This is a genomic window from Streptomyces sp. NPDC037100 (genome assembly GCF_055606225.1).
On sequence record NZ_JBVJSX010000003.1, the window covers coordinates 597,752 to 622,977 of the forward strand.

Below are 25,226 nucleotides of genomic sequence, written 5' to 3' on the forward strand. Positions count from 1 at the left end.
CCGGCTCGTTCGGTGTTCTTGGAGGTCCTGTCCAGTCGAGTGGTGGTTGCGTTCACCCCGCGAACCTCGCGGTGAAGGCGTCACCCTTTCTTGCAAGCTTGCGGAAGCCCCATGTCGTCGCCCGAATCGGTTTAGCCGGAGGCCCTGTTGAGGCTCCCCGGGCGGGACCCGCACCACCACCAAGGGGGTGGTCGTCCGCAAATCCGGGGAGTACAGCAGACGAAAGATCGTCTAGGACAGACGTCAAGCATCACCCGACGCCGAACCGTCAAGCATCACCTGAGACCCGACAAGTGGCTGTGATGCGCCACAAGGGAGCGTCGTACTGCGGTGATCCGCTCCCCGTGTCCGCGAGTGGCGAGCGGAGCGACTCCGCACCACCACCGGAGCCAAGACGGCCGTAGCCAAGGCGTATCGCACCCTCACGGCCATCCTGGAGACGGCCGTGGACGACGACCTGATCAGCCGCAATCCGTGCCGCATCAAGGGCGCGGGCAAGGAGTCAGCCGCCGAACGTCGTATCGCCACCGTCGCCCAGGTCGATGCCCTCGCCGACGCGATCGGCATCCGCTGGCGCCTCATGGTCTACCTGGGCGCGTACGGTCCGATGCGGCCGGAGGAGCTGGCCGGCCTTCGCCGCCGAGACGTCGACCTGGACGACCTCGTCATCCGTGTCCGCGTGGCCGAGCCCGAGCGGACGAACGCAGACGCGCTCCCGGCGAGACCAAGTCCGATGCGGGCGTTCGCACGGTCGTCCTCCCGGCCTTCCTGCACAAGGAGGTGAAGCGGCACCTCGCTTGGTACGCCGAGAAGGGGCCGGATGGTCTGGTCTTCGTAGGGGAGAAGGGCGCCACCCTCAAGGACACGATGGTCCGTGCCGGGCAGTCCTCCGAGAAGGCCGCGCTGATCTATCAGCACTCCGACGAGGAGCGGCAGCGGGAGGTGGCCGCCGGGCTCGACGACCTGGTGCGGGCCGAGCGTGCGAAGTGCCACACGGACGACCCCGCGCACCACAGTGAGGAGGCTGCCGAGAGCTAATGGTGCGGTTGTGGTGCGCGACCGGCTCACCGGTCTAGACAACAAAGAACCCCCGGGTCTCTGACCTGGGGGTTTCGCATGGAGCGGGTGACGAGAATCGAACTCGCGCTCTCAGCTTGGGAAGCTGATGTTCTACCATTAAACTACACCCGCGTAAGACGCCGATCCGGGTCGGTGTCCGAATGCTCGCTCACTGTACCTCATCTCAGGCCTCCGGCGTTCGCGTCGTGGGGCCTGAGGGCGTTTCAGGGATGGGATGCGGCTGCGGGGGAACGGAGTTGGGGCGTACGGTGGAGGGGCGTAAGAGGGCCCGGGCGGGACCGGAGTGCCGCCTGTAAGGCCGTCCCTTTGATCCCGTACTGTGGCTTTTGTCGTCAGGCAAGCGACAGCCAGACGCGGCTCTTGGGGAAGGGACTCTTGGACTTGATGGAGCGCACCGTCGTCCGTTGTGCCGATGGGCACGTGTTCAGCACCGCTTCGTTCCCGATGCAGCAGGCCGAGCGGCTCGGCCCCGGGCGGCTGCTTCGGTGCCCGCGATGTGCGCGGCTCCGGAGCGTGGTGCCCGTCAGCCATCAGAAGCGGTAGCGGCGGCGACATCTGCGGCGGCAGCAGCCGTGGCGGCAGGTGACGGACACAGCAGACAGCAAGGCACAAGGCGCGTGGAGACGTCCGGTTGTGGTCGCTCCGCGCGCCTTGCGTATCCTCGGGGCGTGCTTCTCTCAGACAAGGACATCCGGGCCGAGATCGACGCCGGACGGGTGCGGATCGATCCGTATGACGACGCGATGGTGCAGCCGTCGAGCATCGATGTGCGGCTGGACCGCTACTTCCGGGTGTTCGAGAATCACCGGTACCCGCACATCGACCCCGCCATCGAGCAGGCCGACCTGACCCGGCTCGTGGAGCCGGAGGGCGACGAGCCGTTCATCCTGCACCCCGGGGAGTTCGTCCTCGCCAGCACCTACGAGGTCATCACGCTGCCCGACGATCTCGCCTCCCGGCTCGAGGGCAAGAGCTCGCTGGGCCGCCTGGGGCTCGTCACGCATTCGACGGCCGGCTTCATCGACCCCGGGTTCAGCGGGCACGTGACCCTGGAGCTGTCCAACCTCGCCACCCTGCCCATCAAGCTCTGGCCGGGCATGAAGATCGGGCAGCTGTGCATGTTCAAGCTGAGCTCGCCCGCCGACTTCCCGTACGGCAGCGAGCGGTACGGGTCCCGGTACCAGGGGCAGCGCGGGCCGACCGCCTCCCGGTCCTTCCTCAACTTCCACCGGACCCAGGTGTGAGCGACCCGAACGTGAGCGCGGCAGGCATGGGTGACGTGTGCGAGAACCTGACCTACGAGACGTTCGGCGTCGCCGTCCGCGAGCTCGCGCAGGCCATCGCCGACGACGGCTACGAGCCCGACATAGTCCTCAGCATCGCCCGCGGCGGCGTCTTCGTGGCCGGCGGGCTCGCCTATGCCCTCGACTGCAAGAACATCCACCTGGTGAACGTGGAGTTCTACACCGGTGTGGGGACGACCCTCGAGATGCCCGTCATGCTCGCGCCCGTGCCGAACGTGATCGACTTCTCGCAGAAGAAGGTGCTGATCACCGACGACGTCGCCGATACCGGCAAGACGCTCAAGCTGGTCCGCGACTTCTGCCTCGACACCGTTGCCGAGGTGCGCAGCGCCGTCGTCTACGAGAAGTCGCAGTCGCTCGTGAAGTGCGAGTACGTGTGGAAGCGCACCGACGACTGGATCAACTTCCCGTGGAGTGCCCTGCCTCCAGTACATAAGTCAGGGGAGATCGCCAAGCCGAACAAGGAGGCGCTCTAGGATCGCCACGTGGTGGCTGGGGTACTGAGTACGCAGCCGGGCCCGAGAATTCTCGCCCCTCTACTGGCTCAGCCCTGTGGGAACAGCGGGCACACCCGCGGCACCAGTGATGGAGAACGGGGTGATGAGGCCCGCCACCACGGACTGGACGATGACGTCGTTGGCTGCTCGCTCGCTTCCCACGCCGGCGACGTAGAGCCGGGCGGAAACGAGCAGGAGGAGTGCCCACCAAGGTGATTGCAACCAACTGAGCGCGGCCGTCAGCCCCAGGAGAGCGTAGGCGACGTTCTTGCGGAACTCTGCCTCAGCCACCGCTCGGTCGTACTCGTTGAACAAGTCGTAGTTGGCAATCAGCAGCTTCGTGCGAAGCTGGCGCGTCTCCCCAAGGATGTCTCGAACGGTCAGGTTGGCCACGAGGCGTGCGCCGCGCTCACGCTCCGGGCTCACGGCCGCCGTGCCGTCCGGTTCTGGTTGGGGTAGCCGATCCTGGTTGTGCAGGAAGCTGACCAAGTCGTCGTACGCAAAACGTGACACCCGAGGGACGAGAGCTGTCCTGCCGCCCCGGAATGCCATGGCCTTCGGCGCTTCCCTCGCGTTCACAGTGACTACTCGGACGGCCAGCATGGCGCCGATGAGATAGGCGAGGAAGGCTCCGGAGGCGAGCACTCCAGCGGGACCTATCAAGCCGCCGAGGCGATACAGGGAAGCCCAGACACCGTGAGCCTGCTGAGGCGTCGGTACCTGATCCTCCAAGATCAGCCATAGCGTCAGGAGCCAGATGCAGCCCGTCGAGAGCGGGGCTCGGACGTCGCGAAGGCCCGGCAGCAGATTCGCCAGCAAACTGTCTCCCTGATCCCAAGTGCTGCCTCGAGGGGCAGCAAGCCTGCGGAACGTCCCGAGTATCAGAGACGTGGATCCGACTCTGCATCACGATCGGCTGCTCTCGTAGCGGGAAGCGACGCCGAGCCGTACGGATCCGACCTCCGGAGAGCCCCGTTACTGGACGTTCACCCCAGGCCACAACGACTGGAGTGTCCTGCCTCCGGTACATCAGTCCGGCGAGGCGCCGAAGGTGAACAAGGAAGCGCTCTGAGCCGCTGCTCTGTTGACCGGGGCGAGGATCTTCGGTTCGATCTCCGCATGGACCTCGACGACGACACAGGTGTGGCGGACGACGAGATCTTCGCCGGGCGCATCATCCTGGGCATCAAGGAGCTACGAGACCACCTCGGGTGTTCGGTGCACGAGGCGCTCGACGCTTATGCGACGCGCTACGAGCAGCTGCGCCGCGAGAGGCCGGCCGACTTCTCGGTGAGTCACGAGGACTACTGGAAGAACTTCTACTCGTGATCCAGTGCGTTCTCGAAAACCGTCGTGGCAGCGATGTCACCGTGGGTTCACGTCCCACCGCCTCCGCGTGGTGAGCAGTGCGCATCACCCCTGACGCGAGAAGAGGGGCACCCCGCGGGGTGCCCCTCTTCTCGCGTCTGCGGAAATCTCAGACCGTGCCCAGCTTCACGATCGACAGCAGCGCGATCAGCTGGATCGCCGACGCGCCCAGCGCCTTCGGCCAGGGCAGGTCGTGGGAGCGGCCCACCATGAGGGTCAGCAGGACGCCGCCCGCGACCCAGGTGGCCCAGCCCAGGAGCTGGACGAACGTCGCGTCGCCGCCTGCGAACATCGCGAAGACCAGGCGGGGCGCGTCCGTGAGCGACATGATCAGCATGGACAGGCCGACCGTGGGCTGCCAGGCGCCGTCGCCGCCGAGCTGGCGGGCCAGGGTGTGGGTGACCACGCCCAGGACGAACGCGCTGAGCACCATCGCGACGGCCGTCGTCAGGACGATCGGCACCGCGTTCGACAGTGTGGCGTTTATCGCGTCGTTGCGGGCGCCGTCGAAGCCGAAGACGGCGAGCAGGCCGTAGAGGAACGTGACGACGAGGGCCGGGCCCCACATCGAGTAGTCCCGCATCTGGAGGAACGTCTGGTTGGGCGCGAGGACGATCCCCCGGAGCAGGGCCTTCCAGTGCAGACGCGGGCCGACCGGGCCGGGCGCCGGGGCCGCCGAGCCGGCACGGTAGGTGTCGCCCTGGGTGTAGGGGTCGTCGCCGACCGAGAAGGCCTGGGTGTGGCCCGGGTTGTTCGCCGCGTACGGGTCGGCCGGACCCTGCGGGCCGGGCGGGTACGCGCCGTCGCCGAAGTACTCCGGCTCACCCTGGCCGCCGTAGCCGCCGCCCTGTGCGGCGTTCGACTGCGGCCACGTGGGGCCGCCGCCGTTGCCGTAAGGCTGCTGCCGCGGGTACGGCTGCGGCGCCGGCGGGGAGCCGTACGGCGGTCCCGGCGGCGTCTGCTGCCCGTACGGAGGGTTGTGCGGTCGCGTCTGAGGAGCGCCGTTGTTCCGGCCGCGTCCGATCCTGAATCCAGCCACGTCTTCGAACGTACCTGGTCCCCGGCGGTGGTGTGCCGGGCCCGGGCTTCCGGGCCCGGCTTTGCGGCCGAGCTGTGACATCCCTTAAGGGGAAGGGGCTTTGGGCGTCCGTGGGGTGTCAGGGTTCGGCCGTACGGGCCTCGACCCTGTCCGCCGGAGCGGGCCCCGGCAGGCTGTACGGGCCTCGCCCCGGGTCCGCCGGAGCGGGCCCCGGCGGATGCGCCGGGGTCCGCTCGGCCGGTGTCAGTCGGGAAGGGTGCCGCCCAGTTCCGGCAGGGTGATCACGCCGGTCTTCGCCGGGACCGTGCTCGTACCGCGCATGAGCAGCGCGCCGCTCGCCGCGCCCACCGCCAGGTCGGCCTTGCCGTCGGCGGTCAGGTCGCGCGGGCGGACGGTGTAGCCGGAGCCGGAGCCGGAGCCGGAGCCGGAGCCGGAGCCGGAGTCGGAGGCGGAGCCGAAGTCGGAGTCGGAGCCGGAGTCGGCCGGGCCGAGCACCGTCTGGGCGATCCACGAGGAACGCGCGCCGCTGAGGCCGCCGGAGCCACCGCGGAAGACGTGGAACCCGCCCTGGTCCTCCTTGCCGTCGACGTCCTCGTGCGGCACGCCGACCGCGAGGTCCGCGTAGCCGTCGCCGTTGAAGTCGGCGGTCGGGCCGGTGCCGGGGGCGGCGATGGCCGTGGTCGTGGGCAGCGCCGTGAGCAGGCCGGTGGTGAGGGCCGTGACCAGGAGGATGGTGCGCTTGCGCATCGTGATCCCCGTCGGGTTGCTGGGTCGGAAGTGATGGTGGTCAGGAGTTGAGCGCGGTGCCGTAGCCCGGGCTGCCGGCCGTCGAGATGCCCGTCGTGCCCGGGCCGAAGCTCGTCGAGCCGGACGCCGTCGGGCCGGTCGCCGTGGCGCGCAGGGACCAGATCGCACCGTCGCCGGCGTTCTCGCCCGGCGCGGAGACGGACAGGTCGGCGCGGCGGTCGCCGGTGTGGTCGGTGAGCGTGACGCGCTCGCCGAACCGGTCGCCCTGCTCCGAGGCGCCGGGCACACCGGCGGTGTCCTGGCTGTACGACGTGGCGCCCTTGGTGGTCAGGCCGGACGCCGAGCCGTACAGCACGGTGACGGCGCCGGCGGAGCCGTTCTCGCCCGCGGTGCCGATCGCCAGGTCGGCGTATCCGTCGCCGTTGACGTCGCCGAGGGAGACGTCGCTGCCGAAGCGGTCGCCCTTCTCGGCGGCGCCGGGGACACCGGCGGTGTCCTGGGTGAGGACGAGCGGGGCCCGGCCGCTGTCGCGGCCGTCGGGCCCGCCGTAGACGACGGTGACCTTGCCGCCGAGGGCGCCCTCGGGGTCGGCGGAGACCTCCCGGTCGTTCCCCACGGCGATGTCGTCGTGGCCGTCGCCGTCGATGTCGCCGACGGCGGAGACGAACCCGGCGGGCAGCTTCTGCAGCCAGTCGACGTAGTTGCTGATCTTCATGTCGGCGAGGGAGGTGGTGGCGGCGCCGTCGTGCGCGGCGCGGCCGTGCAGGACCACGCGGGGGTGGCCGTCGCCGGTGACGTCGCCTGAGGAGAGGTGGGTGATGCCGTCGGAGGACGACCACCAGTCGCTGCCTGAGCCCGAACCGCCGTTCGCAGCGCTGGTTCTGGTGATCGGGCCGTTCACGAGGGAGAGGGTGACCGGGCCGGTGGAACCGACCGCGACGTCCACGTCCCCGTCGCCGTCGAAGTCGCCCGCGGCCAGGGCCCGGCCGTAGCGGTCGTAGTCGGTGCTGAAGAAGCTGAACAGCGTACGGGCGCCGGACAGGCCGGACGCCGAGCCCCGGACGATGGCGACCGTGCCGTCGTTGCTGTCGCTGCCGTCCTCTCCGGGCGTGCCGACCAGCAGGTCGGCGTAGCCGTCGGTGTTCAGGTCGGCGGAGGCGAGGGCGGAGCCGAACGCGTCGTCGGCCTCGGCGGCGCCCGGTATCCCGGCCGTGTTCTGCGTCAGCAGGGTCCGCGTGGAGCTCTTCGGGCCGCTCGTGCTGCCGTAGACCACGGACACGGCACCCGCCCGCGCCTGCCCGGCGACCGTGGCGCCCGGCGCGCCGATCGCGAGGTCGGTGCGGCCGTCGCCGTTGAAGTCGTAGGGGGCGGCGGCCGTCGCGGCGTGCGCGGCCGGGACGGACAGACCGAGCGCGAGCGGGGTCAGGGCCGCGGCGAGGACGGTGGAAGCGATACGGGTGCGCATGGGGGTACGTGCCTCACAGGAGGGTCGACGGGGCGTCACTGGGCGATGGCGAGGCCGAAGTTGAGGCCGGACTTGAGGGCGACGGCGGTGGTGGTGATGCCCTGTGCGCCGCTGGTGGTCAGGCCGGAGGCGGAGCCGCGCAGGAACCACAGGCCGCCCGTGGAGTTCTCGCCGTCGACGCCGACGGACAGGTCCGCCTTGCCGTCCTTGGTCACGTCGGTCAGGTCGACCGCGGATCCGAACCGGTCCCAGGACTCGGCGGAACCGGGCACACCGGCGGTGTCCTGGGTGTACGACTTCACGCCGCTGCTCGTCCTGAGGCCGGACGCGGAGCCGAACAGCACAGTCACCGAGCCCGCGTTGTTCGCCGAGCCGATGTCCTCGCCCGGGGCGGCGACCGCCACGTCGGCGTACCCGTCGCCGTTGATGTCGCCGGTGCTCAGGGACGTGCCGAAACCGTCGTCCGGCTCGCCCGCGCCGGGCACGCCCTCCGTGTCCTGGTGGATGACGGCCGGCTGCTGCGCCGGGTCGGGGCCGTTCGGGCCGCCGTACCAGACGGTGATCTGGCCGCCCACGTGGCCGCCGGGCTTGAGCTCGTACGGGTCCCCGGAGTCGCCCAGGACGAGGTCGCCGTAGCCGTCGCGGTTGATGTCGCCGATCGTGCCCTGGGTGCCGTCGGCGTTCGGCAGCTCGGCCATCTTGTGCGTCGTGCCGTTCCAGCGGAAGTAGAGGATCTCGCCGCCGGGGTCGCCGTCCACGGTGAACGGGTAGACGCGTTCCGCCGCGCCGTCGCCGGTGAGGTCGCCCGCGATCACCTCGAAGGTGGTGCCGAGCTCTCCGACCCGGGTGTGGGTCAGCGGGCCGCCGGTGCGGGTGAAGGGGCCCTGGTAGAGGCGGGTGTGGCTCTGGCCGGTGAGCGTGACGTCGGTGTCGCCGTCGCCGTCGAAGTCGCCGGTGGCGATGCCCTGGGAGAAGCCGCCGTACTCGGCGAGCGTGCTCGGCTGCGGCAGGCCCTTGCCGCTGGTCAGGCCGGACTTGCTGCCCCACAGGACCGTGCCGGAGCCGACGGCGTCCCGGTCACCCACGCTCTCGCCGGTGGCGCCGACCACGAGGTCGGAGTAGCCGTCGCGGTCAAGGTCACCGGTGGCCAGGGAGGCGCCGAACAGGTCGCCCGACTCGGCGGTGCCGGGCACGCCCGTGGAGTTCTGGGTGATGACGGCCTTGCGGGTGGCCGACACGCCGGACGCCGAGCCGTACAGCACGACGACGGCACCGGCGCAGGAGGCCGAGCCGACGGTGGTGCACGCCGCGCCGGCCGCGATGTCCCGGTAACCGTCGCCGTTGAAGTCCCCGGCGAGTCCGGAGGGGGCGGCGGTGGCGGGGGTGGCGGAGAGGAGGCCGGTGGTGAGGGCGGCGGCCAGCAGGAGGGTGCGTTTGCGCAAGGCGGGGCTCCGGGAGGGGAGGGGGCCGGGCCTGGAAAGCTCGGCCCCGGGAGGGGAGGGGGCCGGGCCTGGGAAGCTCGGCCCCGGAAGGGTGCGGGGCGGGTCTGTCGGTGCGGGGGGTGGAGGCTTGGCCGGTGGCGGCGGCTGGGTTGTTCGCCGGGGGGCGGCTCCACCCGTGGGGCCGGTTGTTCGCCGGGGTGGTTCCACTCGCGGGAGTGGGGCGTCGGCCTGGGTGGCTGACCCTCGCGGGAGTCGGCCTGGGTGGCTGACCCTCGCGGGAGTGGGGTGTCGGCCTGGGTGGCTGACCCCCGTGGGAGTGGGGTGTTCGCCGGGGCCTCAGTCGGTGAAGTTCGCGCCGAGGTTCGGGTGGCCCGTCGTCGGGGGGCCCGGGTCGCCGGGGGAGACGGTGCGCGAACCGGCGGCGGTGATCTTCGTGCCGTCGGACGGCAGGCAGAGGACCGCGCCGTCGCCGTCGCCGTCGTTCTCGAACGAGCCGGCCAGTGCGTCGGCGCGGCCGTGGCCGGTGACGTCGTCGAGCTTCACGTCCGCGCCGAGCCTGTCGCTCTTCGCAAGGGCGAGCCGCACGCGGGGGCGCCGGGGCGGGTGTGAGGGTGCGGGACGGCGCCCGGCGAGGCGCTCGTGCTGCTGCATGCGGGGTCTCCTGCTGCATGCGGGGGATGCCTGGCGGACATCCACAGTCGATGGAGGGCCGGACCGTCCGTGTTCGCCGGGAGTTGTCCGGAGGTTCACGGCCGGTCGGCGATCAAGAGACCTGCGGAGGCGCGTAAGGGTTGTACGTGAGTTCGGTTGACTTCCGGGGTGCCGCGGGAGGGGCGCGGTGGTCACTCGGCTGCCCGCCCTTCCTGGTCCGTCACGGTTGCCTGCGACCGGTGGCGTCCTGCCTGGCGTCCAGGTTCGTCATGGCCACTGGCTGCGGACCCGGTAGCGCAGGTGCAGTACCCGGTCGCCCTGGATCACGACGTGCGCCCGAAACTCATCGCACGCCGTGTCCGGCGGGACGACGCCCCGCCGGACACGGCTGCTCTGTGCTCGGAGACGGCTGTTCGACGACTGCTGTCCCGGCATGTTGCCCCATGGCTTGTCGGGTAAGAAGGCTGTTCTGTTTGGTCGCCAGGCCTCACACTCGGCTGACGTGGGGGACATCGGACTGTGGATCGCAGGGCTGACGGGTGCCACGGCAGTACTCGCGAGCTGGGTCACCAGTCGCGGCCATACGCGTGCGGCACGGCTACAGGCTGAGATCTCCGCGGCGGCTCAGGACGAGGCACGTCGGCGGGAGGTCAGGCGGGCGTCCTATCTCGCCTTCCTTGAACAGGCTCACCTCATGGGGGTCGAGTATCGCCAGACCCCTTCGATCTTGAGAACCGAAGACCCAGGATTACGCCGAGCGCGCATCGAAGAACACCGAGCGCGCCTGCGGGAGGTTCTCGGCCCCTTCCGCCACACCGGCCAAGTCGCCACCTTGCATGCCCGGAGCGGCGAGGTGGTAGAGGCGTGTGATCGCGTCTTCACCGCGTGCAGAACGGTCTACATGACACTGGGTGACATTGCGGACGGTGCCACGGAGTCAGCAGTGTTCTACACGAGCCTCGACCACTACTGGACCGCTGTCGACGACTTCGGGAAGGCCGTACGCCTGGAAGAGGCATGAACCCAGCACGAAGCGGTCATCTGTAGTCCTCCAACACCCACTGGACCAGCGTCGGCAACCTCACCACCGACGCGGACGGCAGGTCCGCCACCGTGATCCACGCCCTGTGACAGACCGGCACGTCCTGGCCGTCGCACGGTTCACCCTGTTCCCGGCTGCCCGTACCGAGGACGGTGGTTGTGTGCCGATCACGTATCGATGCCGACACTGCTTGATCACGTGCCATCGGTGGTCGGTACTGGCACGTTCCGCTTCCTCGCCGAGCGCCTCACCGAGGCTCTGCGGGACACCCTCCGCGTTGCCGAGAGCCGGGGGCAGGCACACGGCGACGGGCCTCGAGGTTCGTTCTCCCCGTGATGCCCGCGGAGCAGGAGCACGCGTCCCCCGAGTGCATCCTCGTCATCCGCCCCGGCTGTCAGGACCTCCACACCCACTGCCGTCAGACCCGCGACCCGTCCCTCCCCTTTGCCCTCGGCATCCTGCTCCAGCCCCCTGCGGCTGCCCGTGCCACCCGTACGGCGGCAGTGGCGAAGCGTCGATGCCCGCCGCCCGATGACTCGGGCAGCGGGCATCGGCGTCTGGGCCTTGGCCCGAAGGCACCGTCTTATCCAGGTGCCTCCCAATCGCCTGATCTTCTACCCTGTGCCGGGCGGCTGAGCAGGGGGATCGACGATGAGCATGTACTTCGACATCGGTGACGAGACGCTGTGGAACCCCTCGAACGGTGCCGGCCGTCTCTTCGTACGGCAGGTCGAGGTCTTCGAGGCGGAGCTCGGGCTGCCCTCGGGAATCGGCCACGAGCAAGAGGGCGACCCGGACACACTCGAGCTCGACCCGGTCGTGTACGCGGAGTTCGCACGCGGCTTGGTCACCTGGCACTGCCGGACGGCACACTCCGTGATCCTCGCGCTCTCCGAGGGGTTCGTGGCGACGGCGGTCGCGCTTGCGCGGCGTGCCGGAATCGAGGTGGAGATCCCGCCTCCAGGGCTCGCTCAGGTGGCTGGTGGAGTCCGGCCCGACGTGCAGGTTCCCGGCGGTCCTCGGACCGTGCCGGCCGCCGTCCTCACCGCGTTGGACACCCGGGCGCGAGAGGTGGACCGCTGGATGTCCCGCTGAGACGGTGCGTCGAGGGCCACCCCTCGCCGACCCGACAGCCTGGAGCAGCTCGCGGTTTCCGCACCGCAGGGAACGCCGAAGCCCCCCGCCCGATCATCGGGCAGGGGGCTTCGCGGGGTCGGAACGACCAGCGGAATGCGCCTACTTCACCGGCTCCGGCTCCGGCGCGTTCTCCGAGTCCGACGTGCCGGCCGGCGGCTCGCCGTCGTCACCGCCGTCGCTCTCGTCCTCCGCGGGGACCGGCGTCTTCACCGAGTCCAGCAGCAGCTGCGCCACGTCCACCACCTGGATGGACTCCTTCGCCTTGCCGTCGTTCTTCTTGCCGTTGACCGAGTCGGTGAGCATGACCAGGCAGAAGGGGCAGGCCGTCGAGACGATGTCGGGGTTCAACGACAGCGCCTCGTCGACGCGCTCGTTGTTGATGCGCTTGCCGATGCGCTCTTCCATCCACATCCGCGCACCACCGGCGCCGCAGCAGAAGCCGCGCTCCTTGTGGCGGTGCATCTCCTCGTTGCGGACGCCGGGAACGGCGGCGATGATCTCGCGCGGGGGCGTGTAGATCTTGTTGTGGCGGCCCAGGTAGCACGGGTCGTGGTAGGTGATGATGCCCTCGACCGGCGTGACCGGGATCAGCTTGCCCTCGTCGACGAGGTGCTGGAGCAGCTGGGTGTGGTGGATGACCTCGTAGTCGCCGCCGAGCTGCGGGTACTCGTTGCCGAGCGTGTTGAGGCAGTGCGGGCAGGTGGCGACGATCTTCTTCGAGGACTTCGGCTTCGCCGACTCCGGCGTGACCTTGCCGTCCTCGTCCATCTCCTCGCCGAACGCCATGTTCAGCGCCATGACGTTCTCCATGCCGAGCTCCTGGAACAGGGGCTCGTTGCCGAGGCGGCGGGCGGAGTCGCCGGTGCACTTCTCGTCGCCGCCCATGATGGCGAACTTGACGCCCGCGATGTGCAGGAGCTCCGCGAAGGCCTTCGTGGTCTTCTTCGCGCGGTCCTCCAGGGCGCCGGCGCAGCCGACCCAGTAGAGGTACTCGACCTCGGACAGGTCCTCGATGTCCTTGCCGACGACCGGGACCTCGAAGTCGACCTCCTTGAGCCACTCCAGGCGCTGCTTCTTCGCCAGGCCCCAGGGGTTGCCCTTCTTCTCCAGGTTCTTGAGCATCGTGCCCGCCTCGGACGGGAAGGAGCTCTCGATCATCACCTGGTAGCGGCGCATGTCGACGATGTGGTCGACGTGCTCGATGTCCACCGGGCACTGCTCGACGCAGGCGCCGCAGGTGGTGCAGGACCACAGGACGTCCGGGTCGATGACGCCGTTCTCCTCGGCCGTGCCCACCAGCGGGCGCTCGGCCTCCGCCAGGGCGGCCGCGGGCACGTCCTTCAGCTGCTCCTCGGACGCCTTCTCCTCGCCCTCCATCGTCTTGCCGCCGCCGGCCAGCAGGTACGGGGCCTTGGCGTGCGCGTGGTCGCGCAGCGACATGATCAGCAGCTTGGGGGAGAGGGGCTTGCCCGTGTTCCAGGCGGGGCACTGCGACTGGCAGCGGCCGCACTCGGTGCAGGTGGAGAAGTCCAGCAGGCCCTTCCAGGAGTACTGCTCGACCTGGGAGACACCGAAGACGTCGTCGTCACCGGGGTCGGTGAAGTCGATCGGCTTGCCGCCCGAGGTCATCGGCTGGAGCGCGCCGAGGGCCGTGCCGCCGCTCGCCTCGCGCTTGAACCAGATGTTCGGGAAGGCGAGGAAGCGGTGCCAGGCGACACCCATGTTGGTGTTGAGCGACACCACGATCATCCAGATGAACGAGGTGCCGATCTTGATCATCGCGACGAAGTAGACGAGGTTCTGCAGCGCCGTGACGCTCAGGCCCTTGAACGCGAGCACCAGCGGGTACGACGCGAAGTACGACGCCTCGTAGTGGTCGACGTGGTGCAGTGCGCCCTCCAGGCCCCGCAGCACGTAGATCGCCAGGCCGATGGTGAGGATGACGTACTCGACGAAGTAGGCCTGTCCGGCCTTGGAGCCGGCGAAGCGGGACTTGCGGCCCGGGCGGCTCGGCAGGTTCAGCAGGCGGATCGCGATGAGCACCGCGATGCCCAGGATCGTCATCACGCCGATGAACTCGATGTACAGCTCGAACGGCAGGAACTCACCGATGACCGGCAGCACCCAGTCGGCCTGGAACAGCTGGCCGAAGGCCTGGGCGAGGGTCGGCGGGAGGGTCAGGAAGCCGACGGCGACGAACCAGTGGGCGACGCCGACGATGCCCCACCGGTTCATGCGCGTGTGGCCGAGGAACTCCTTCACCAGGGTCACGCTGCGCTGGTAGGGGTTGTCGGTCCGGGTTCCGGCCGGGACCGGCTGGCCCAGCTTGAAATACCGGACGAACTGGCCGATCGCGCGTGCGAGCAGCGCGACGCCGACCACGGTCAGTACCAGCGACACGATGATCGCGGCGAGTTGCATGGGGGCTCCTCGGGCCTGCGAGGGGTTTCGTCGGGTGACCTGTCGTTATTCCAGGTTCCCCGAAATTACTAAGCGGTAACTTATGCAGTCCGTCTGAGACTACCCTCATCCTCCGCCGCACTGTAGCCGGGTGGGCAGTGATCTGAATCGCTGAGGGTTGCCTCAGGAGCGGACCGGATCCGGTCGCGACCCTGATGTGTGTCGTCGCGCATCCCGTCGTACATCCCGTCGTGAATCTCGTCGTACATCCCGTCGTGTTATTCATACCGAAATGTCATAGTCCCGCCTAACTTGTATCCGTGCTCTACGGGATCACCGCCGCCGCCACCGCCCTCGTCCTCACCGCTGTGTTCGCCGCCGCCCTGCGGGTCCCCGCGCTGCGGCTGCGACTGGTCGAGCGGCGCCGGCAGCGGGACGTGCCGCTGTCCGGGGGTCTGGCCGTCGTGCTCGTCACCGGGCTGGTCGTGGGGGGCGGCGACTGGCTGGGGGTCGCGCCGTCCGCCGACGGGACGCGGGGGGTGCTCCTCGCCGCGGGTGCCGTCGCCCTGCTCGGGCTCGCCGGTGACGTGTGGCGGCTGCGGCGGCGGGTACTGGCCGCCGGTACGGCCGTGGCGGCCGCGTGTGTCGTGCCGTACGGCGAGACGGGGGTGGGGACCGGATTGCTGGCCGTCGTGTGGGTCGTGGCGGTGGTGTTCGGGTTCCGGGGGCTCGATCACGCCGACGGGCTGGCGGGTACGGTCGGAGTGGTCGCCGCCTTCGGGGCGGCGGCCTGTGCGGCCGTCGAGGTGATGGACGGGATCGCGGGGCTGATGAGCGTGCTGGCCGCCGCGCTGACCGGCTTCCTTCTTCACAACTGGCATCCCGCGCGGGTGGCGCTGGGCGGCTGCGGGGCCATGGCCGCGGGGTTCGTGATCGCCGTGGGGACGGTGTACGCCCGGGCCGGGTTCGGGGTAGGGGAGAGCGCGGGTGTCCTGTTCGCGCTGACCGCGGTGGTGGCCGCCGATGTCGTCCTCGTGCTGGCATCGCGGCGGCTGGGCGGACGGAGTGTCACGCGCAGCGGGCCCGACCATCTCGCGCACCGGCTGCGGCGGCTCGGGCTGACCGCGCCGGGGGCGAGTCTGCTGCTGGGGATCGGGGCGTTGTCCGGGATGCTCGTCGGGGTACTCGCGCATGCCGACTGGATCGGGGCGGGCGCCCTGTGGTGGGTGGCGGGAGGGACGCTCGTGGTGGTGTTCACTCTCTCGCGTGTCCCTGTGTACGGCCCCCGACGCAGCGTATCGACGCAGGTCAGAGCGCCATTGCGCGTAAGGAACGGATAAGAGTTGAGCCTGCCCGACTCAGCTCTGTTGACCGGTGGGGAGCCGTCGTGCACACTTGAGTCCGTTCCACTCAAGTCAGCTGGAGGAATCAACCATGGCACGTGCGGTCGGCATCGACCTGGGCACGACTAACTCCGTCGTCAGCGTTCTGGAGGGCGGCGAGCCCACCGTCATCACCAACGCCGAGGGCGCCAGGACCACGCCGTCCGTCGTCGCCTTCGCCAAGAACGGTGAGGTGCTCGTCGGAGAGGTGGCCAAGCGCCAGGCGGTCACGAACGTGGACCGGACCATCCGCTCCGTCAAGCGTCACATGGGCACCGACTGGAAGATCGAGCTGGACGGGAAGCCCTTCAACCCGCAGCAGATCAGCGCCTTCGTGCTCCAGAAGCTCAAGCGTGACGCCGAGGCCTACCTGGGCGAGAAGGTGACCGACGCGGTCATCACCGTCCCGGCGTACTTCAACGACTCCGAGCGTCAGGCCACGAAGGAGGCCGGCGAGATCGCCGGTCTGAACGTGCTGCGCATCGTCAACGAGCCGACCGCGGCCGCCCTGGCGTACGGCCTCGACAAGGACGACCAGACCATCCTGGTCTTCGACCTCGGTGGCGGTACGTTCGACGTCTCGCTGCTGGAGATCGGCGACGGTGTCGTCGAGGTGAAGGCCACCAACGGTGACAACCACCTCGGTGGTGACGACTGGGACCAGCGCGTCGTCGACTACCTCGTCCAGCAGTTCCAGTCCGGCCACGGCGTGGACCTGGGCAAGGACAAGATGGCCCTGCAGCGTCTGCGCGAGGCCGCCGAGAAGGCGAAGATCGAGCTGTCCTCGTCCACCGAGACCTCGATCAACCTGCCCTACATCACCGCCTCCGCCGAGGGTCCCCTGCACCTCGACGAGAAGCTCACCCGCGCCCAGTTCCAGCAGCTGACCGCGGACCTCCTGGAGCGCTGCAAGACGCCGTTCCACAACGTCATCAAGGACGCCGGCATCTCCATCAGCGAGATCGACCACGTCGTCCTGGTCGGCGGCTCCACCCGTATGCCCGCCGTCGCCGAGCTCGTCAAGGAGCTGACCGGCGGCAAGGACGCCAACAAGGGCGTCAACCCGGACGAGGTCGTCGCCATCGGCGCCGCCCTGCAGGCCGGTGTCCTCAAGGGCGAGGTCAAGGACGTCCTGCTCCTCGACGTCACCCCGCTGTCCCTCGGCATCGAGACCAAGGGCGGCATCATGACCAAGCTCATCGAGCGGAACACGACGATCCCGACCAAGCGGTCCGAGATCTTCACCACCGCCGAGGACAACCAGCCGTCCGTGCAGATCCAGGTCTACCAGGGTGAGCGCGAGATCGCGGCGTACAACAAGAAGCTCGGGATGTTCGAGCTGACCGGTCTGCCGCCGGCGCCCCGCGGCGTCCCGCAGATCGAGGTGTCCTTCGACATCGACGCCAACGGCATCATGCACGTGACCGCCAAGGACCTGGGCACGGGCAAGGAGCAGAAGATGACCGTCACCGGCGGCTCCTCGCTGCCGAAGGACGAGGTCGACCGCATGCGCCAGGAGGCCGAGCAGTACGCGGAGGAGGACCACAAGCGCCGCGAGGCCGCCGAGTCCCGCAACCAGGGCGAGCAGCTCGTCTACCAGACCGAGAAGTTCCTCAAGGACAACGAGGACAAGGTCCCGGGCGACATCAAGACCGAGGTCGAGGAAGCCGTCGCCGAGCTGAAGGAAAAGCTCAAGGGCGAGGACTCCACCGAGATCCGCACCGCCACCGAGAAGGTCGCGGCCGTCTCGCAGAAGCTCGGCCAGGCCATGTACGCGGACGCGGGTGCGGCCCAGGCCGCCGGTGGCCCCGCGGGTGACGCCGGTGACGCCGGTGGTGCCAAGGCCGCTGACGACGACGTCGTCGACGCCGAGATCGTCGACGAGGACCGGAAGGACGGTGCCGCGTGACGGAGGAGACCCCGGGCTTCGACGAGCAGCAGTCGCAGCAGCCCGACGTCCCTTCCGGCGCCACCTCCGAAGACGCCGAGCCGAAGGCCGCCTCCCCCTCCGCGGAGGAGGGGGCGGCCCCGGCCGGGGACACGGGCCAGGACGTGGCTCTGGTGGCCCAGCTGGACCAGGCCCGCACCGCGCTCAGTGAGCGCACGGCGGACCTCCAGCGCCTCCAGGCCGAGTTCCAGAACTACCGCCGCCGGGTCGAGCGCGACCGGATCGCGGTCAAGGAGATCGCCATCGCGAACCTCCTGATCGAGCTCCTGCCCGTGCTCGACGACATCGGCCGCGCGCGCGAACACGGCGAGCTGGTCGGCGGCTTCAAGTCCGTCGCCGAGTCGCTGGAGAGCACCGCGGCGAAGATGGGCCTGCAGCAGTTCGGCAAGGAGGGCGAGCCCTTCGACCCGACGATCCACGAAGCCCTGATGCACAGCTACGCGCCGGACGTCACCGAGACGACGTGCGTGGCGATTCTGCAGCCCGGGTACCGGATCGGCGAGCGCACCATCCGCCCCGCGCGGGTGGCCGTGGCCGAACCCCAGCCGGGGGCGCAGACGGTCAAGGCGGACGAGTCCGCCGACGCCGACGACAAGGAGAGCGGTGGCCCGGACGAGGGCTGACGTCATAGACGAAGGGAAGGAGGGGCGTCGAGGATGAGCACCAAGGACTTCATCGAGAAGGACTACTACAAGGTCCTCGGCGTCCCCAAGGACGCCACCGAGGCCGAGATCAAGAAGGCGTACCGGAAGCTCGCCCGCGAGAACCACCCGGACGCCAACAAGGGAAACGTCAAGGCGGAGGAGCGCTTCAAGGAGATCTCCGAGGCCAACGACATCCTCGGCGACCCCAAGAAGCGCAAGGAGTACGACGACGCGCGCGCCCTCTTCGGCAACGGCGGCTTCCGCCCGGGGCCGGGCGGCGCGGGCGGCTCGTTCAACTTCGACCTGGGCGACCTCTTCGGAGGCGGCGCCCAGGGCGGCGGCCAGGGGGCCGGCGGCTTCGGCGGCGGTCTCGGTGACGTTTTCGGGGGCCTGTTCAACCGCGGCGGTGCGGGCGGTCCGGGGACGCGTGCGCACCCCCGGCGCGGCCAGGACATCGAGTCAGAGGTCACGCTCAGCTTCACGGAGGCGATCGAGGGCGCGACCGTCCCGCTGCGGATGTCGTCGCAGTCTCCCTGCAAGGCCTGTTCCGGCACCGGCGACAAGAACGGCACGCCGCGCGTGTGCCCGACCTGCGTCGGCACCGGGCAGGTCGCCCGGGGCAGCGGCGGCGGCTTCTCCCTGACCGACCCCTGCCCGGACTGCAAGGGCCGCGGCCTGATCGCGGAGAACGCCTGCGAGGTCTGCAAGGGCAGCGGCCGGGCCAAGTCCTCGCGGACCATGCAGGTGCGCATCCCCGCGGGCGTCAGCGACGGCCAGCGGATCAGGCTGCGCGGCAAGGGCGCGCCGGGCGAGCGCGGCGGGCCGGCGGGCGACCTCTATGTGGTCGTGCACGTCGACTCCCACCCGGTGTTCGGCCGCAAGGAGGACAACCTCACGGTCACCGTCCCGGTGACCTTCGCCGAGGCGGCCCTCGGCGGCGAGGTGCGGGTGCCCACCCTGGGCGGCCCGCCCGTCACGCTGAAGCTGCCGCCGGGCACGCCCAACGGGCGTACCATGCGCGCCCGGGGCAAGGGCGCGGTCCGCAAGGACGGCACCCGCGGCGACCTCCTGGTCACCGTGGAGGTGAGTGTTCCGAAGGACCTGTCGGGGAAGGCTCGTGACGCACTCGAGGCGTACCGAGAGGCGACCGCGGGTGAGGATCCGCGGGCGGATCTGTTCCAGGCCGCGAAGGGAGCATGAGTCAGATGGACGGTCGTCGGCGCAATCCGTATGAACTGACCGAGGAAACCCCGGTCTACGTCATCTCGGTGGCGGCCCAGCTGTCCGGCCTGCACCCGCAGACCCTGCGCCAGTACGACCGGCTGGGTCTGGTCTCCCCGGACCGTACCGCCGGCCGGGGCCGCCGCTACTCGGCCCGTGACATCGAACTGCTGCGCACCGTCCAGCAGTTGTCGCAGGACGAGGGCATCAACCTGGCCGGTATCAAGCGCATCATCGAACTGGAGAACCAGGTCGCCGCGCTCCAGGCCCGGGTCGCCGAGATGCAGGACGCGCTCGACGGCGCGGCGGCGGCGATGCGCCAGCGCGAGGCGGCGGTGCACGCGTCGTACCGCCGCGACCTGGTGCCGTACCAGGAGGTGCAGCAGACCAGCGCGCTGGTGGTGTGGCGGCCGAAGCGGCAGCAGCAGTCCGACTGACGCGCGTACACAGGTGAAGGGGCCGGGAGTTGACTCCCGGTCCTTTTCGCGTGCTTTGTAGGTCTTGCCCTGGTTTCGCTGGGCCTCCCGTGGATGACCGGGGGGTGCGCACCACTTGAAGGTGATTCCGCAGAGTCTCCACAACGCTTGCGGAGCGTGGTGTTGTCATCTCGTTAAGTGGTTCCGCTTGACCTGGGGGGGCGCCTCCGCGTTGGCTTTTGAGTCACATGGGCCGCAAAGCTGTGCCCACGTCCGAATCACACGCGAAGTGAGCCCCCGCATGCGTCGTCGTATCTCCATGTCCGTGGCCGTGGCCACGCTGTCCGTCACGCTCGCCGGCTGCGGCGTGCTCAACGCGACGGGGAGCAGTGACGACGCGAGCCCGACCAAGGGCAACGACATCACCGTGGGTCTGCTGCTGCCGGAGAAGGCGAACACGCGCTACGAGAGCTTCGACTACCCGATCATCAAGAGGAAGATCGAGTCGCTCACCAACGACAAGGGCCGCGTCGAGTACGCCAACGCCGAGGCGAGCGCGGACAAGCAGGCGAGCCAGCTGCAGCAGATGATCGACGACCGGGTCGACGTGATCCTGCTGGACGCCGTCGACGCGAAGGCCATCGCGAGCGGCGTGGAGAAGGCCAAGGAGGCCGGCATTCCGGTCATCGCCTACGACCGACTGGCCGAGGGCCCGATCGACGCGTACATCTCCTTCGACAACGAGCTGGTGGGCGAGGTCCAGGGCCGCTCCCTGCTGGAGGCCATCGGGGAGAAGGCGAGCCTCTCCGACAAGATAGTCATGATGAACGGCTCGTCCACCGACCCGAACGCCAAGCAGTTCAAGGCGGGCGCGATGTCCGAGCTGAACGGCAAGGTGACCATCGCCCAGTCCTTCGACACCAAGGACTGGAAGCCGGAGAACGCCGAGGCCAACATGGCCGAGGCGATCGCGAAGATCGGCAAGGGTGACATCGACGCCGTCTACTCCGCCAACGACGGCATGGCGGGCGGCATCGTCAACGCGCTGAAGGCCGCGGGCGTGACCAAGCTGCCGCCCATCACCGGCCAGGACGCGGAACTGCCCGCGGTGCAGCGGATCATCACCGGTGAGCAGTACATGAGCGTCTACAAGTCGTACCCGCAGGAGGCGGAGAACGCCGCGGAGATGGCCGTGGCCAAGGTCCAGGGCCGCGACATCCAGTTCGCCGCCCTCACCCGCGACAGGGTCGACAGCCCGACCGACAAGGGCATTCCCGCGCAGCTCGTGCCGGTGGTCGCCCTGACGAGGGAGAACATCAAGGACACGGTGGTCGCGGAGGACATCTACAAGCTGTCGGACATCTGCACGGCCGAGTACAAGGCGGCGTGCCGGGCCATCGGCCTGAAGTAGCCGTGCGGCGAGCCGGGTTCACCACCCCTGGCCCTCCGCTTCGACCGGACCTGGGACCGGACCCGCGACCGGACGAACCGAGGCCGGAGACACCGGTGTGTACCGGTGGTTTCCGGCGGTCGTCGCGCGGGGAGCCGTGTTGCGGAGCACGTTCGGTCCGCGCATAGTTGCGCTGCGGAAGACGGCGGAACCGGGGGTGGGATGGGCGATGGCCGGGCACGGGGTGGATGAGCATCCCCATGGTGCCGACCGACTGTGCGACGCCGGGGATCGTGTGTATTCCCGGGCCGTACGGCGCGGCCGGGTGCCGCGCCGGGACGCCGAACCGGTGCCCTGCCTGCTGGAACTCGCCCTGCTGCACCCGGATCCCGACGACATGGACTGGCTGGTGCCGACCTCCCCGCAGGAGGTCATGACCCGGCTGCTGCGCGGGATGTACGACGAGGTCAGCGCGAGCCGACGGCGGGTGGGTTCGGCTGTCGCGGCCGTCGAGTGGTACGCCGGGCTGGGCCACCGGGTGCGGCCGGCCGCGTCGGCGGCGGAGGGCCCGGCGATCCGGGTCCTGGACGGACTCGCCCGGATCCAGGCCGCGATGGACGAGGCGACCCAGGCGTGCACGGCCGAGGTCATCACCGTCCAGCCCGGCGGCATCCGCCGGGAGGCCGAGCTCTCCGAGGGGCTGCACCGGGCGCTGGCGCTGCGCGGCCGGGGCGTGCGGATGCGGGACCTGTACACCCATGTCGCCCGGCACGGGCAGGGGTTGCTGAACTATCTGGAGCTGATGGGCGACGCGGTGGAGGCGCGCACGCTGGACGAGGTGATCGACCGGCTGATCCTCTTCGACCGGACGGTGGCGTTCATCCCCGCCAACTCCGACCGCACCATGGCCCTGGAGCTACGGCATCCGGCGATCGTCGAGTACCTCCTCACGGTTTTCGAACGGCTGTGGCGCCTCGCCATCCCCCTCACGGCCCCGCTGCCCGACACCGGCATCGAGGGCATCTCCCACCGGGAGCAGTCGATCGCGGCGCTGCTGGCGGAGGGGCATCAGGACGCCGTCATCGCGGAACGGCTGGGCATAAGCGTCCGGACCTGCCGGGCGCACATCGCGCGGCTCTCGGAGACGCTGGGGGCGGCCAGCCGTACCCAACTCGGCGTGCGCATCGCCCAGGCGGGCCTCGACGGCCCGCCCCCCTCAGCCGCGTCCCCGTCCCCGTCCCTCAGCGCCCCCGATCAAGGATCCCGGACTGCCCGATGAGGTACCCGAGCTGCGCCCTGCTCTGACTGCCCAGAGTCGCGGCGAGCTTGGCGATGTGAACGCGCGCGGTACGGATGTTCATCCCCAGCCGGTCGGCTATCACGGCGTCGGTGTGGCCCTCGACGAGGAGGGCGGCTATCGCGTGCTGGCGGGGGGTGATGCCGTTGTGGGAGGGCTGGGGGGCGGCCGTCGGGTGCATGGGGGTGGCGAGGCGCCACAGGCGGTCGAACGTGGTGACCAGGTGGTCCACGAGCGCCGGGTGCCGGATCTCCAGCGCGAGTTTGCCGTCCTTGTCGGCCGGGATGAAGGCCACGGCGCGGTCGATGGCGATGAGGCGGTCGGGCACTTCGTCCAGTGAGCGCACCTCGATGTCGCCCTTCAACCGCTCGCACCGGGCGGCGATGGTCGGGAAATGGCGCAGCGTATGCGGGTAGAGCGTGCGTATCCTGCAGCCTCGGTCCAGCGCAGCCTGGTCGCGGCCGAGCGAGGCAGCGTCGGCGGCCTGACCGCGTGCCCCGGTGAGTCCGGCGCGGGGCTGGATGGTGACCAGTTCCTCGGAGGCCTCGGCCATGGCGTCGGTGATGGCCCGGTTGATCCGCTCCGTGCCGGTGAGCAGCCGGATCATGGGGGTCTCGGTGGCAGCGGTCCCCTGCCCGGCGACCCGCATGAGGTGACCGAACGTCTCGGCCAGCCGTGCCTCACGCCGCCGTTCGGTCGCGATCCGTTCTTCGGAGCTGCGCAGCAGCCGGTGCAGTGCGACGACCGGGGCCACGGGTTCCAGACGGGTGGGGTCGTCGAGGGCGGGGTGCAGCAGGCCGAGGTCGACGAGGCACGGGGCCGATTGGGCTTCTCCGGCCGGTAATTGCCCTTCGCGCAGTGCCCGCTCGTACAGGTCCGTGCCCGCGGAACACAGGTCGCCCGTGCCGTGCTCCGGATGCGGTGCGCTCACTGGGCCGCACCCGCCCGTTCCAGGATGCCGGACTGCGCGATGAGATAGCCCAGTTGGGCGCGGCTCCCGCTGCCCAGAGCCGACGCCAGCTTGGCGATATGGGCCCGGCAGGTGCGGACGTTCATGCCCAGGCGGCGGGCGATGGCCTCGTCGACATGACCCTCGACCAGGAGCTTGGCGATGGAGTGCTGAATCTCCGTGATGCCGTCGGGGGCGGTTTCGTAGGGGGCGCCGGCGCTCAACGGGACGGCTCGGTCCCACATGAACTCGAAGACCTTGATCAGGTAGGAGACGAGCCCGGGATGACGGAGCTCGAGAGCGACCTTCTGGTCGTCGCGCGTGGGGATGAAGGCGACCGTCTCGTCGCAGATGATGAGCCGTTCGACCAGTCCGTCGATGGTCCGGTGTTCCACCTTGCCGTCGGGGAACTGGCCGGCGTAGGTGAGCCTCTCGGGGTTGTACCGCGCCGTGTGCGGATACAGCGTCCGTATGCGCACACCACGTTCGATCAGCGGCCGGTCGCGTTCCAGCCCCTGGATCAGGCTGCGTTCGGGCCGATGACCGCTCGGCTGGATCGTGAGCATCTCGGTCTGGCACTGGGCCGTTGCCAGGTTGAGCGCCGCGTTGATGCGCTCGCTGCCCTCCAGGACCGTGATCGAGTCGCTGCTGGTCGTGGCCTGTGCGCTGAGCGCCATGAAAGGGGCGAAGGTGTCGGACAGTTCGATCGACACGCGCCTGCGCTCGGTGATCTCGTTCTCGATGGGATTGAGCCGCTGGGCGAGTGCCACAGCCGGGGGGATGGGGCGCAGCCAGTCCGGGTCGTCGGGGTCCGGGTGGAGAAGGGCGAACTCCATCAGGCAGGGCGCCGCTTCCACGTCCGCTCGCAGAACGCGTCCCGCACGCAGGGCGTTCGCGTAAAGTCGGCCACCTTCCTCGCACATCTCGGTCACCACATGGGGATGTGTCACCTTGGTCCGATTCGTTGTCAAATCTCCACCCCCCAGGGTCCTGAACATGCAGGAACATGATGCATTGATTCTGTGGCCATGACGTGCCCGAATGAGCCATCGTCGTATTCGACGGGGGAAGAGGGGACCTTCAAGTGAGGACGAAGCCGACTATGCGTAACAGAATGCTTCGCTTGGGGCTTGTCGCCGCCTTCTCTGCCGTCGTGGCCTTCGGAACCGTGAGTGGCCTGTCGGGCACGAACGGCGATGACCGGGCGGACAGTGTCTGGCCGGCGGCTGCCAAGAGTCATGTTCTGGCCGACAGCGTGTGGCCGGCGGCGGCCCAGTCCGCGGTGGCCACTGCAGACGGAGCCGGGAGCTGACGTGACCACTCCACCCGACGACCGCTCCTTCCGTCGTGAAATGGCCACCGCCTACCGCTCCGGCTGGCACTTCATCGACCTGGTCACCGCCATCCCCCACAGCGGTGACTCGTTGATGGTGACCGTTTTCGGCGAGCCGGTGGTCGTCACGCGGGACGACGACGAGGACGTACGGGCCTACCGGTGTCTGCGGCGGCCTCGGGGGGCGCCGCAGCCAGTGCGATGTGCCGTACGGTACGGAATGATCTTTGTGAACCTGGACCAACGGGACCACCGGCAGGTGGAGGCCGACGCTCCCGCCCCGAGGACCATCTCTGCCACCCCCCGCAGTGCCTGACGCGATTCCCCCGTCGTAACAGATCGCTCAGGTGCTTCCCCCCGCAGCGGGGGGGGGAGGGAAGCGACATAAGGACGAGGCCTTGACTTCGTGTGGGTGGTTGGGGTGGTGGGTGGGCTGGGGGGGGGTGGATCCCAGTGGGTCCCACGGTAGGTAGC

22 protein-coding genes, 1 tRNA gene and 1 pseudogene are annotated in these 25,226 nt (G+C 69.6%); 14 read left to right on the forward strand and 10 right to left on the reverse strand.

The annotated features are described in order from the left end of the window. Positions 1–334 precede the first annotated feature (334 nt). Positions 335–1,038, forward strand: a pseudogene (locus ACZ7EG_RS12745) (site-specific integrase); the annotation flags it as partial. A 79-nt stretch (positions 1,039–1,117) separates the two neighbouring features. On the opposite strand, the gene ACZ7EG_RS12750 reads toward ACZ7EG_RS12745, so the two are convergent. Continuing rightward, a tRNA-Gly gene (locus ACZ7EG_RS12750) sits at positions 1,118–1,191 on the reverse strand. 557 nt (positions 1,192–1,748) lie between these two features. Here ACZ7EG_RS12750 and dcd point away from each other — a divergent pair. Beyond that, a complete protein-coding gene (gene dcd, locus ACZ7EG_RS12755; RefSeq protein WP_053670409.1) occupies positions 1,749–2,324 on the forward strand; it encodes a dCTP deaminase in 576 nt (191 codons plus the stop codon). 26 nt (positions 2,325–2,350) lie between these two features. Beyond that, positions 2,351–2,860, forward strand: a complete 510-nt coding sequence (locus ACZ7EG_RS12760) for a phosphoribosyltransferase (RefSeq protein ID WP_471077072.1) — start codon at positions 2,351–2,353, stop codon at positions 2,858–2,860. A 60-nt stretch (positions 2,861–2,920) separates the two neighbouring features. On the opposite strand, the gene ACZ7EG_RS12765 is transcribed toward ACZ7EG_RS12760, so the two are convergent. Continuing rightward, a complete protein-coding gene (locus ACZ7EG_RS12765; RefSeq protein WP_471076286.1) occupies positions 2,921–3,700 on the reverse strand; it encodes a hypothetical protein in 780 nt (259 codons plus the stop codon). Positions 3,701–4,000: 300 nt separating this feature from the next. Here ACZ7EG_RS12765 and ACZ7EG_RS12770 point away from each other — a divergent pair, with 300 nt between their 5' ends. Beyond that, positions 4,001–4,210 (forward strand): hypothetical protein, encoded by a 210-nt coding sequence (locus ACZ7EG_RS12770; RefSeq protein WP_471076289.1) that lies wholly within the window; start codon positions 4,001–4,003, stop codon positions 4,208–4,210. A 148-nt stretch (positions 4,211–4,358) separates the two neighbouring features. Here the strand turns inward: ACZ7EG_RS12770 and ACZ7EG_RS12775 are convergent, their stop codons facing one another. The 5 genes from ACZ7EG_RS12775 to ACZ7EG_RS12795 form a co-directional block, all read right to left on the reverse strand. Further along, on the reverse strand, positions 4,359–5,369 hold the full coding sequence (locus tag ACZ7EG_RS12775; RefSeq protein WP_471076292.1) for a Yip1 family protein: 1,011 nt from the start codon (positions 5,367–5,369) through the stop codon (positions 4,359–4,361). Between the two features lie 162 nt (positions 5,370–5,531). After that, entirely contained in the window at positions 5,532–6,035 is a 504-nt protein-coding gene (locus tag ACZ7EG_RS12780) for an FG-GAP repeat protein (protein WP_471076295.1), read from the reverse strand. Positions 6,036–6,075: 40 nt separating this feature from the next. Then, entirely contained in the window at positions 6,076–7,500 is a 1,425-nt protein-coding gene (locus tag ACZ7EG_RS12785) for an FG-GAP-like repeat-containing protein (RefSeq protein WP_471076298.1), read from the reverse strand. A gap of 35 nt (positions 7,501–7,535) precedes the next feature. Beyond that, the gene (locus ACZ7EG_RS12790; RefSeq protein ID WP_471076301.1) at positions 7,536–8,942 is read right to left on the reverse strand and encodes an FG-GAP-like repeat-containing protein; all 1,407 of its coding nucleotides are present in this window, start codon (positions 8,940–8,942) and stop codon (positions 7,536–7,538) included. Between the two features lie 336 nt (positions 8,943–9,278). Continuing rightward, complete coding sequence (locus ACZ7EG_RS12795; RefSeq protein ID WP_471076304.1) at positions 9,279–9,593, reverse strand: hypothetical protein; 315 nt, start codon at positions 9,591–9,593, stop codon at positions 9,279–9,281. A 502-nt stretch (positions 9,594–10,095) separates the two neighbouring features. Between ACZ7EG_RS12795 and ACZ7EG_RS12800 the strand changes: the two genes are divergently transcribed. Both ACZ7EG_RS12800 and ACZ7EG_RS12805 read left to right on the forward strand, forming a co-directional pair. After that, a complete protein-coding gene (locus ACZ7EG_RS12800) occupies positions 10,096–10,614 on the forward strand; it encodes a hypothetical protein (RefSeq protein ID WP_471076307.1) in 519 nt (172 codons plus the stop codon). 672 nt (positions 10,615–11,286) lie between these two features. Beyond that, positions 11,287–11,730, forward strand: a complete 444-nt coding sequence (locus ACZ7EG_RS12805; protein WP_471076310.1) for a DUF6086 family protein — start codon at positions 11,287–11,289, stop codon at positions 11,728–11,730. 141 nt (positions 11,731–11,871) lie between these two features. Here the strand turns inward: ACZ7EG_RS12805 and ACZ7EG_RS12810 are convergent, their stop codons facing one another. Continuing rightward, positions 11,872–14,193, reverse strand: a complete 2,322-nt coding sequence (locus ACZ7EG_RS12810) for a (Fe-S)-binding protein (RefSeq protein WP_471076313.1) — start codon at positions 14,191–14,193, stop codon at positions 11,872–11,874. Between the two features lie 299 nt (positions 14,194–14,492). Here ACZ7EG_RS12810 and ACZ7EG_RS12815 point away from each other — a divergent pair, with 299 nt between their 5' ends. The 7 genes from ACZ7EG_RS12815 (at position 14,493) to ACZ7EG_RS12845 (ending at position 22,452) form a co-directional block, all read left to right on the forward strand. Beyond that, positions 14,493–15,512 (forward strand): MraY family glycosyltransferase, encoded by a 1,020-nt coding sequence (locus ACZ7EG_RS12815; protein ID WP_471076315.1) that lies wholly within the window; start codon positions 14,493–14,495, stop codon positions 15,510–15,512. A 94-nt stretch (positions 15,513–15,606) separates the two neighbouring features. After that, positions 15,607–17,463: a molecular chaperone DnaK gene (gene dnaK / locus ACZ7EG_RS12820; protein WP_471076318.1), complete on the forward strand. Its 1,857-nt coding sequence runs from the start codon at positions 15,607–15,609 to the stop codon at positions 17,461–17,463. Beyond that, entirely contained in the window at positions 17,460–18,125 is a 666-nt protein-coding gene (gene grpE / locus ACZ7EG_RS12825) for a nucleotide exchange factor GrpE (RefSeq protein ID WP_471076321.1), read from the forward strand. The genes dnaK and grpE overlap by 4 nt, the downstream gene beginning before the upstream one ends. 33 nt (positions 18,126–18,158) lie before the next feature. After that, positions 18,159–19,346 (forward strand): molecular chaperone DnaJ, encoded by a 1,188-nt coding sequence (gene dnaJ / locus ACZ7EG_RS12830; protein WP_471076324.1) that lies wholly within the window; start codon positions 18,159–18,161, stop codon positions 19,344–19,346. 5 nt (positions 19,347–19,351) lie between these two features. Further along, on the forward strand, positions 19,352–19,804 hold the full coding sequence (locus tag ACZ7EG_RS12835) for a heat shock protein transcriptional repressor HspR (RefSeq protein WP_033310108.1): 453 nt from the start codon (positions 19,352–19,354) through the stop codon (positions 19,802–19,804). 280 nt (positions 19,805–20,084) lie between these two features. Beyond that, positions 20,085–21,194 (forward strand): sugar ABC transporter substrate-binding protein, encoded by a 1,110-nt coding sequence (locus ACZ7EG_RS12840; RefSeq protein WP_471076327.1) that lies wholly within the window; start codon positions 20,085–20,087, stop codon positions 21,192–21,194. A gap of 208 nt (positions 21,195–21,402) precedes the next feature. Further along, positions 21,403–22,452: a helix-turn-helix transcriptional regulator gene (locus ACZ7EG_RS12845; RefSeq protein ID WP_471076330.1), complete on the forward strand. Its 1,050-nt coding sequence runs from the start codon at positions 21,403–21,405 to the stop codon at positions 22,450–22,452. Here ACZ7EG_RS12845 and ACZ7EG_RS12850 read toward each other — a convergent pair. After that, the gene (locus ACZ7EG_RS12850; protein WP_471076332.1) at positions 22,415–23,401 is read right to left on the reverse strand and encodes a helix-turn-helix transcriptional regulator; all 987 of its coding nucleotides are present in this window, start codon (positions 23,399–23,401) and stop codon (positions 22,415–22,417) included. The genes ACZ7EG_RS12845 and ACZ7EG_RS12850 overlap by 38 nt on opposite strands. Beyond that, a complete protein-coding gene (locus tag ACZ7EG_RS12855; protein ID WP_471076334.1) occupies positions 23,398–24,417 on the reverse strand; it encodes a helix-turn-helix transcriptional regulator in 1,020 nt (339 codons plus the stop codon). Before ACZ7EG_RS12855 ends, ACZ7EG_RS12850 begins: the two co-directional genes overlap by 4 nt. A 354-nt stretch (positions 24,418–24,771) precedes the next feature. Between ACZ7EG_RS12855 and ACZ7EG_RS12860 the strand changes: the two genes are divergently transcribed. Beyond that, entirely contained in the window at positions 24,772–25,068 is a 297-nt protein-coding gene (locus tag ACZ7EG_RS12860) for a Rieske (2Fe-2S) protein (protein ID WP_078955969.1), read from the forward strand. The last annotated feature ends 158 nt before the right edge of the window (positions 25,069–25,226 follow it).

Excerpts from the sequence above, each read along its gene's own strand:
- ACZ7EG_RS12840 (WP_471076327.1), top strand. The coding sequence starts at position 20,085 with ATGCGTCGTCGTATCTCCATGTCCGTGGCCGTGGCCACGCTGTCCGTC.
- ACZ7EG_RS12780 (WP_471076295.1), bottom strand. The coding sequence starts at position 6,035 with ATGCGCAAGCGCACCATCCTCCTGGTCACGGCCCTCACCACCGGCCTG.
- ACZ7EG_RS12795 (WP_471076304.1), bottom strand. The coding sequence starts at position 9,593 with ATGCAGCAGCACGAGCGCCTCGCCGGGCGCCGTCCCGCACCCTCACAC.
- ACZ7EG_RS12860 (WP_078955969.1), top strand. The coding sequence starts at position 24,772 with ATGGCCACCGCCTACCGCTCCGGCTGGCACTTCATCGACCTGGTCACC.
- ACZ7EG_RS12845 (WP_471076330.1), top strand. The coding sequence starts at position 21,403 with ATGGCCGGGCACGGGGTGGATGAGCATCCCCATGGTGCCGACCGACTG.
- ACZ7EG_RS12810 (WP_471076313.1), bottom strand. The coding sequence starts at position 14,193 with ATGCAACTCGCCGCGATCATCGTGTCGCTGGTACTGACCGTGGTCGGC.
- ACZ7EG_RS12760 (WP_471077072.1), top strand. The coding sequence starts at position 2,351 with ATGGGTGACGTGTGCGAGAACCTGACCTACGAGACGTTCGGCGTCGCC.
- ACZ7EG_RS12770 (WP_471076289.1), top strand. The coding sequence starts at position 4,001 with ATGGACCTCGACGACGACACAGGTGTGGCGGACGACGAGATCTTCGCC.
- ACZ7EG_RS12785 (WP_471076298.1), bottom strand. The coding sequence starts at position 7,500 with ATGCGCACCCGTATCGCTTCCACCGTCCTCGCCGCGGCCCTGACCCCG.
- ACZ7EG_RS12805 (WP_471076310.1), top strand. The coding sequence starts at position 11,287 with ATGAGCATGTACTTCGACATCGGTGACGAGACGCTGTGGAACCCCTCG.
- ACZ7EG_RS12775 (WP_471076292.1), bottom strand. The coding sequence starts at position 5,369 with ATGTCACAGCTCGGCCGCAAAGCCGGGCCCGGAAGCCCGGGCCCGGCA.
- ACZ7EG_RS12835 (WP_033310108.1), top strand. The coding sequence starts at position 19,352 with ATGGACGGTCGTCGGCGCAATCCGTATGAACTGACCGAGGAAACCCCG.
- dnaJ (WP_471076324.1), top strand. The coding sequence starts at position 18,159 with ATGAGCACCAAGGACTTCATCGAGAAGGACTACTACAAGGTCCTCGGC.
- ACZ7EG_RS12855 (WP_471076334.1), bottom strand. The coding sequence starts at position 24,417 with ATGTTCAGGACCCTGGGGGGTGGAGATTTGACAACGAATCGGACCAAG.
- dnaK (WP_471076318.1), top strand. The coding sequence starts at position 15,607 with ATGGCACGTGCGGTCGGCATCGACCTGGGCACGACTAACTCCGTCGTC.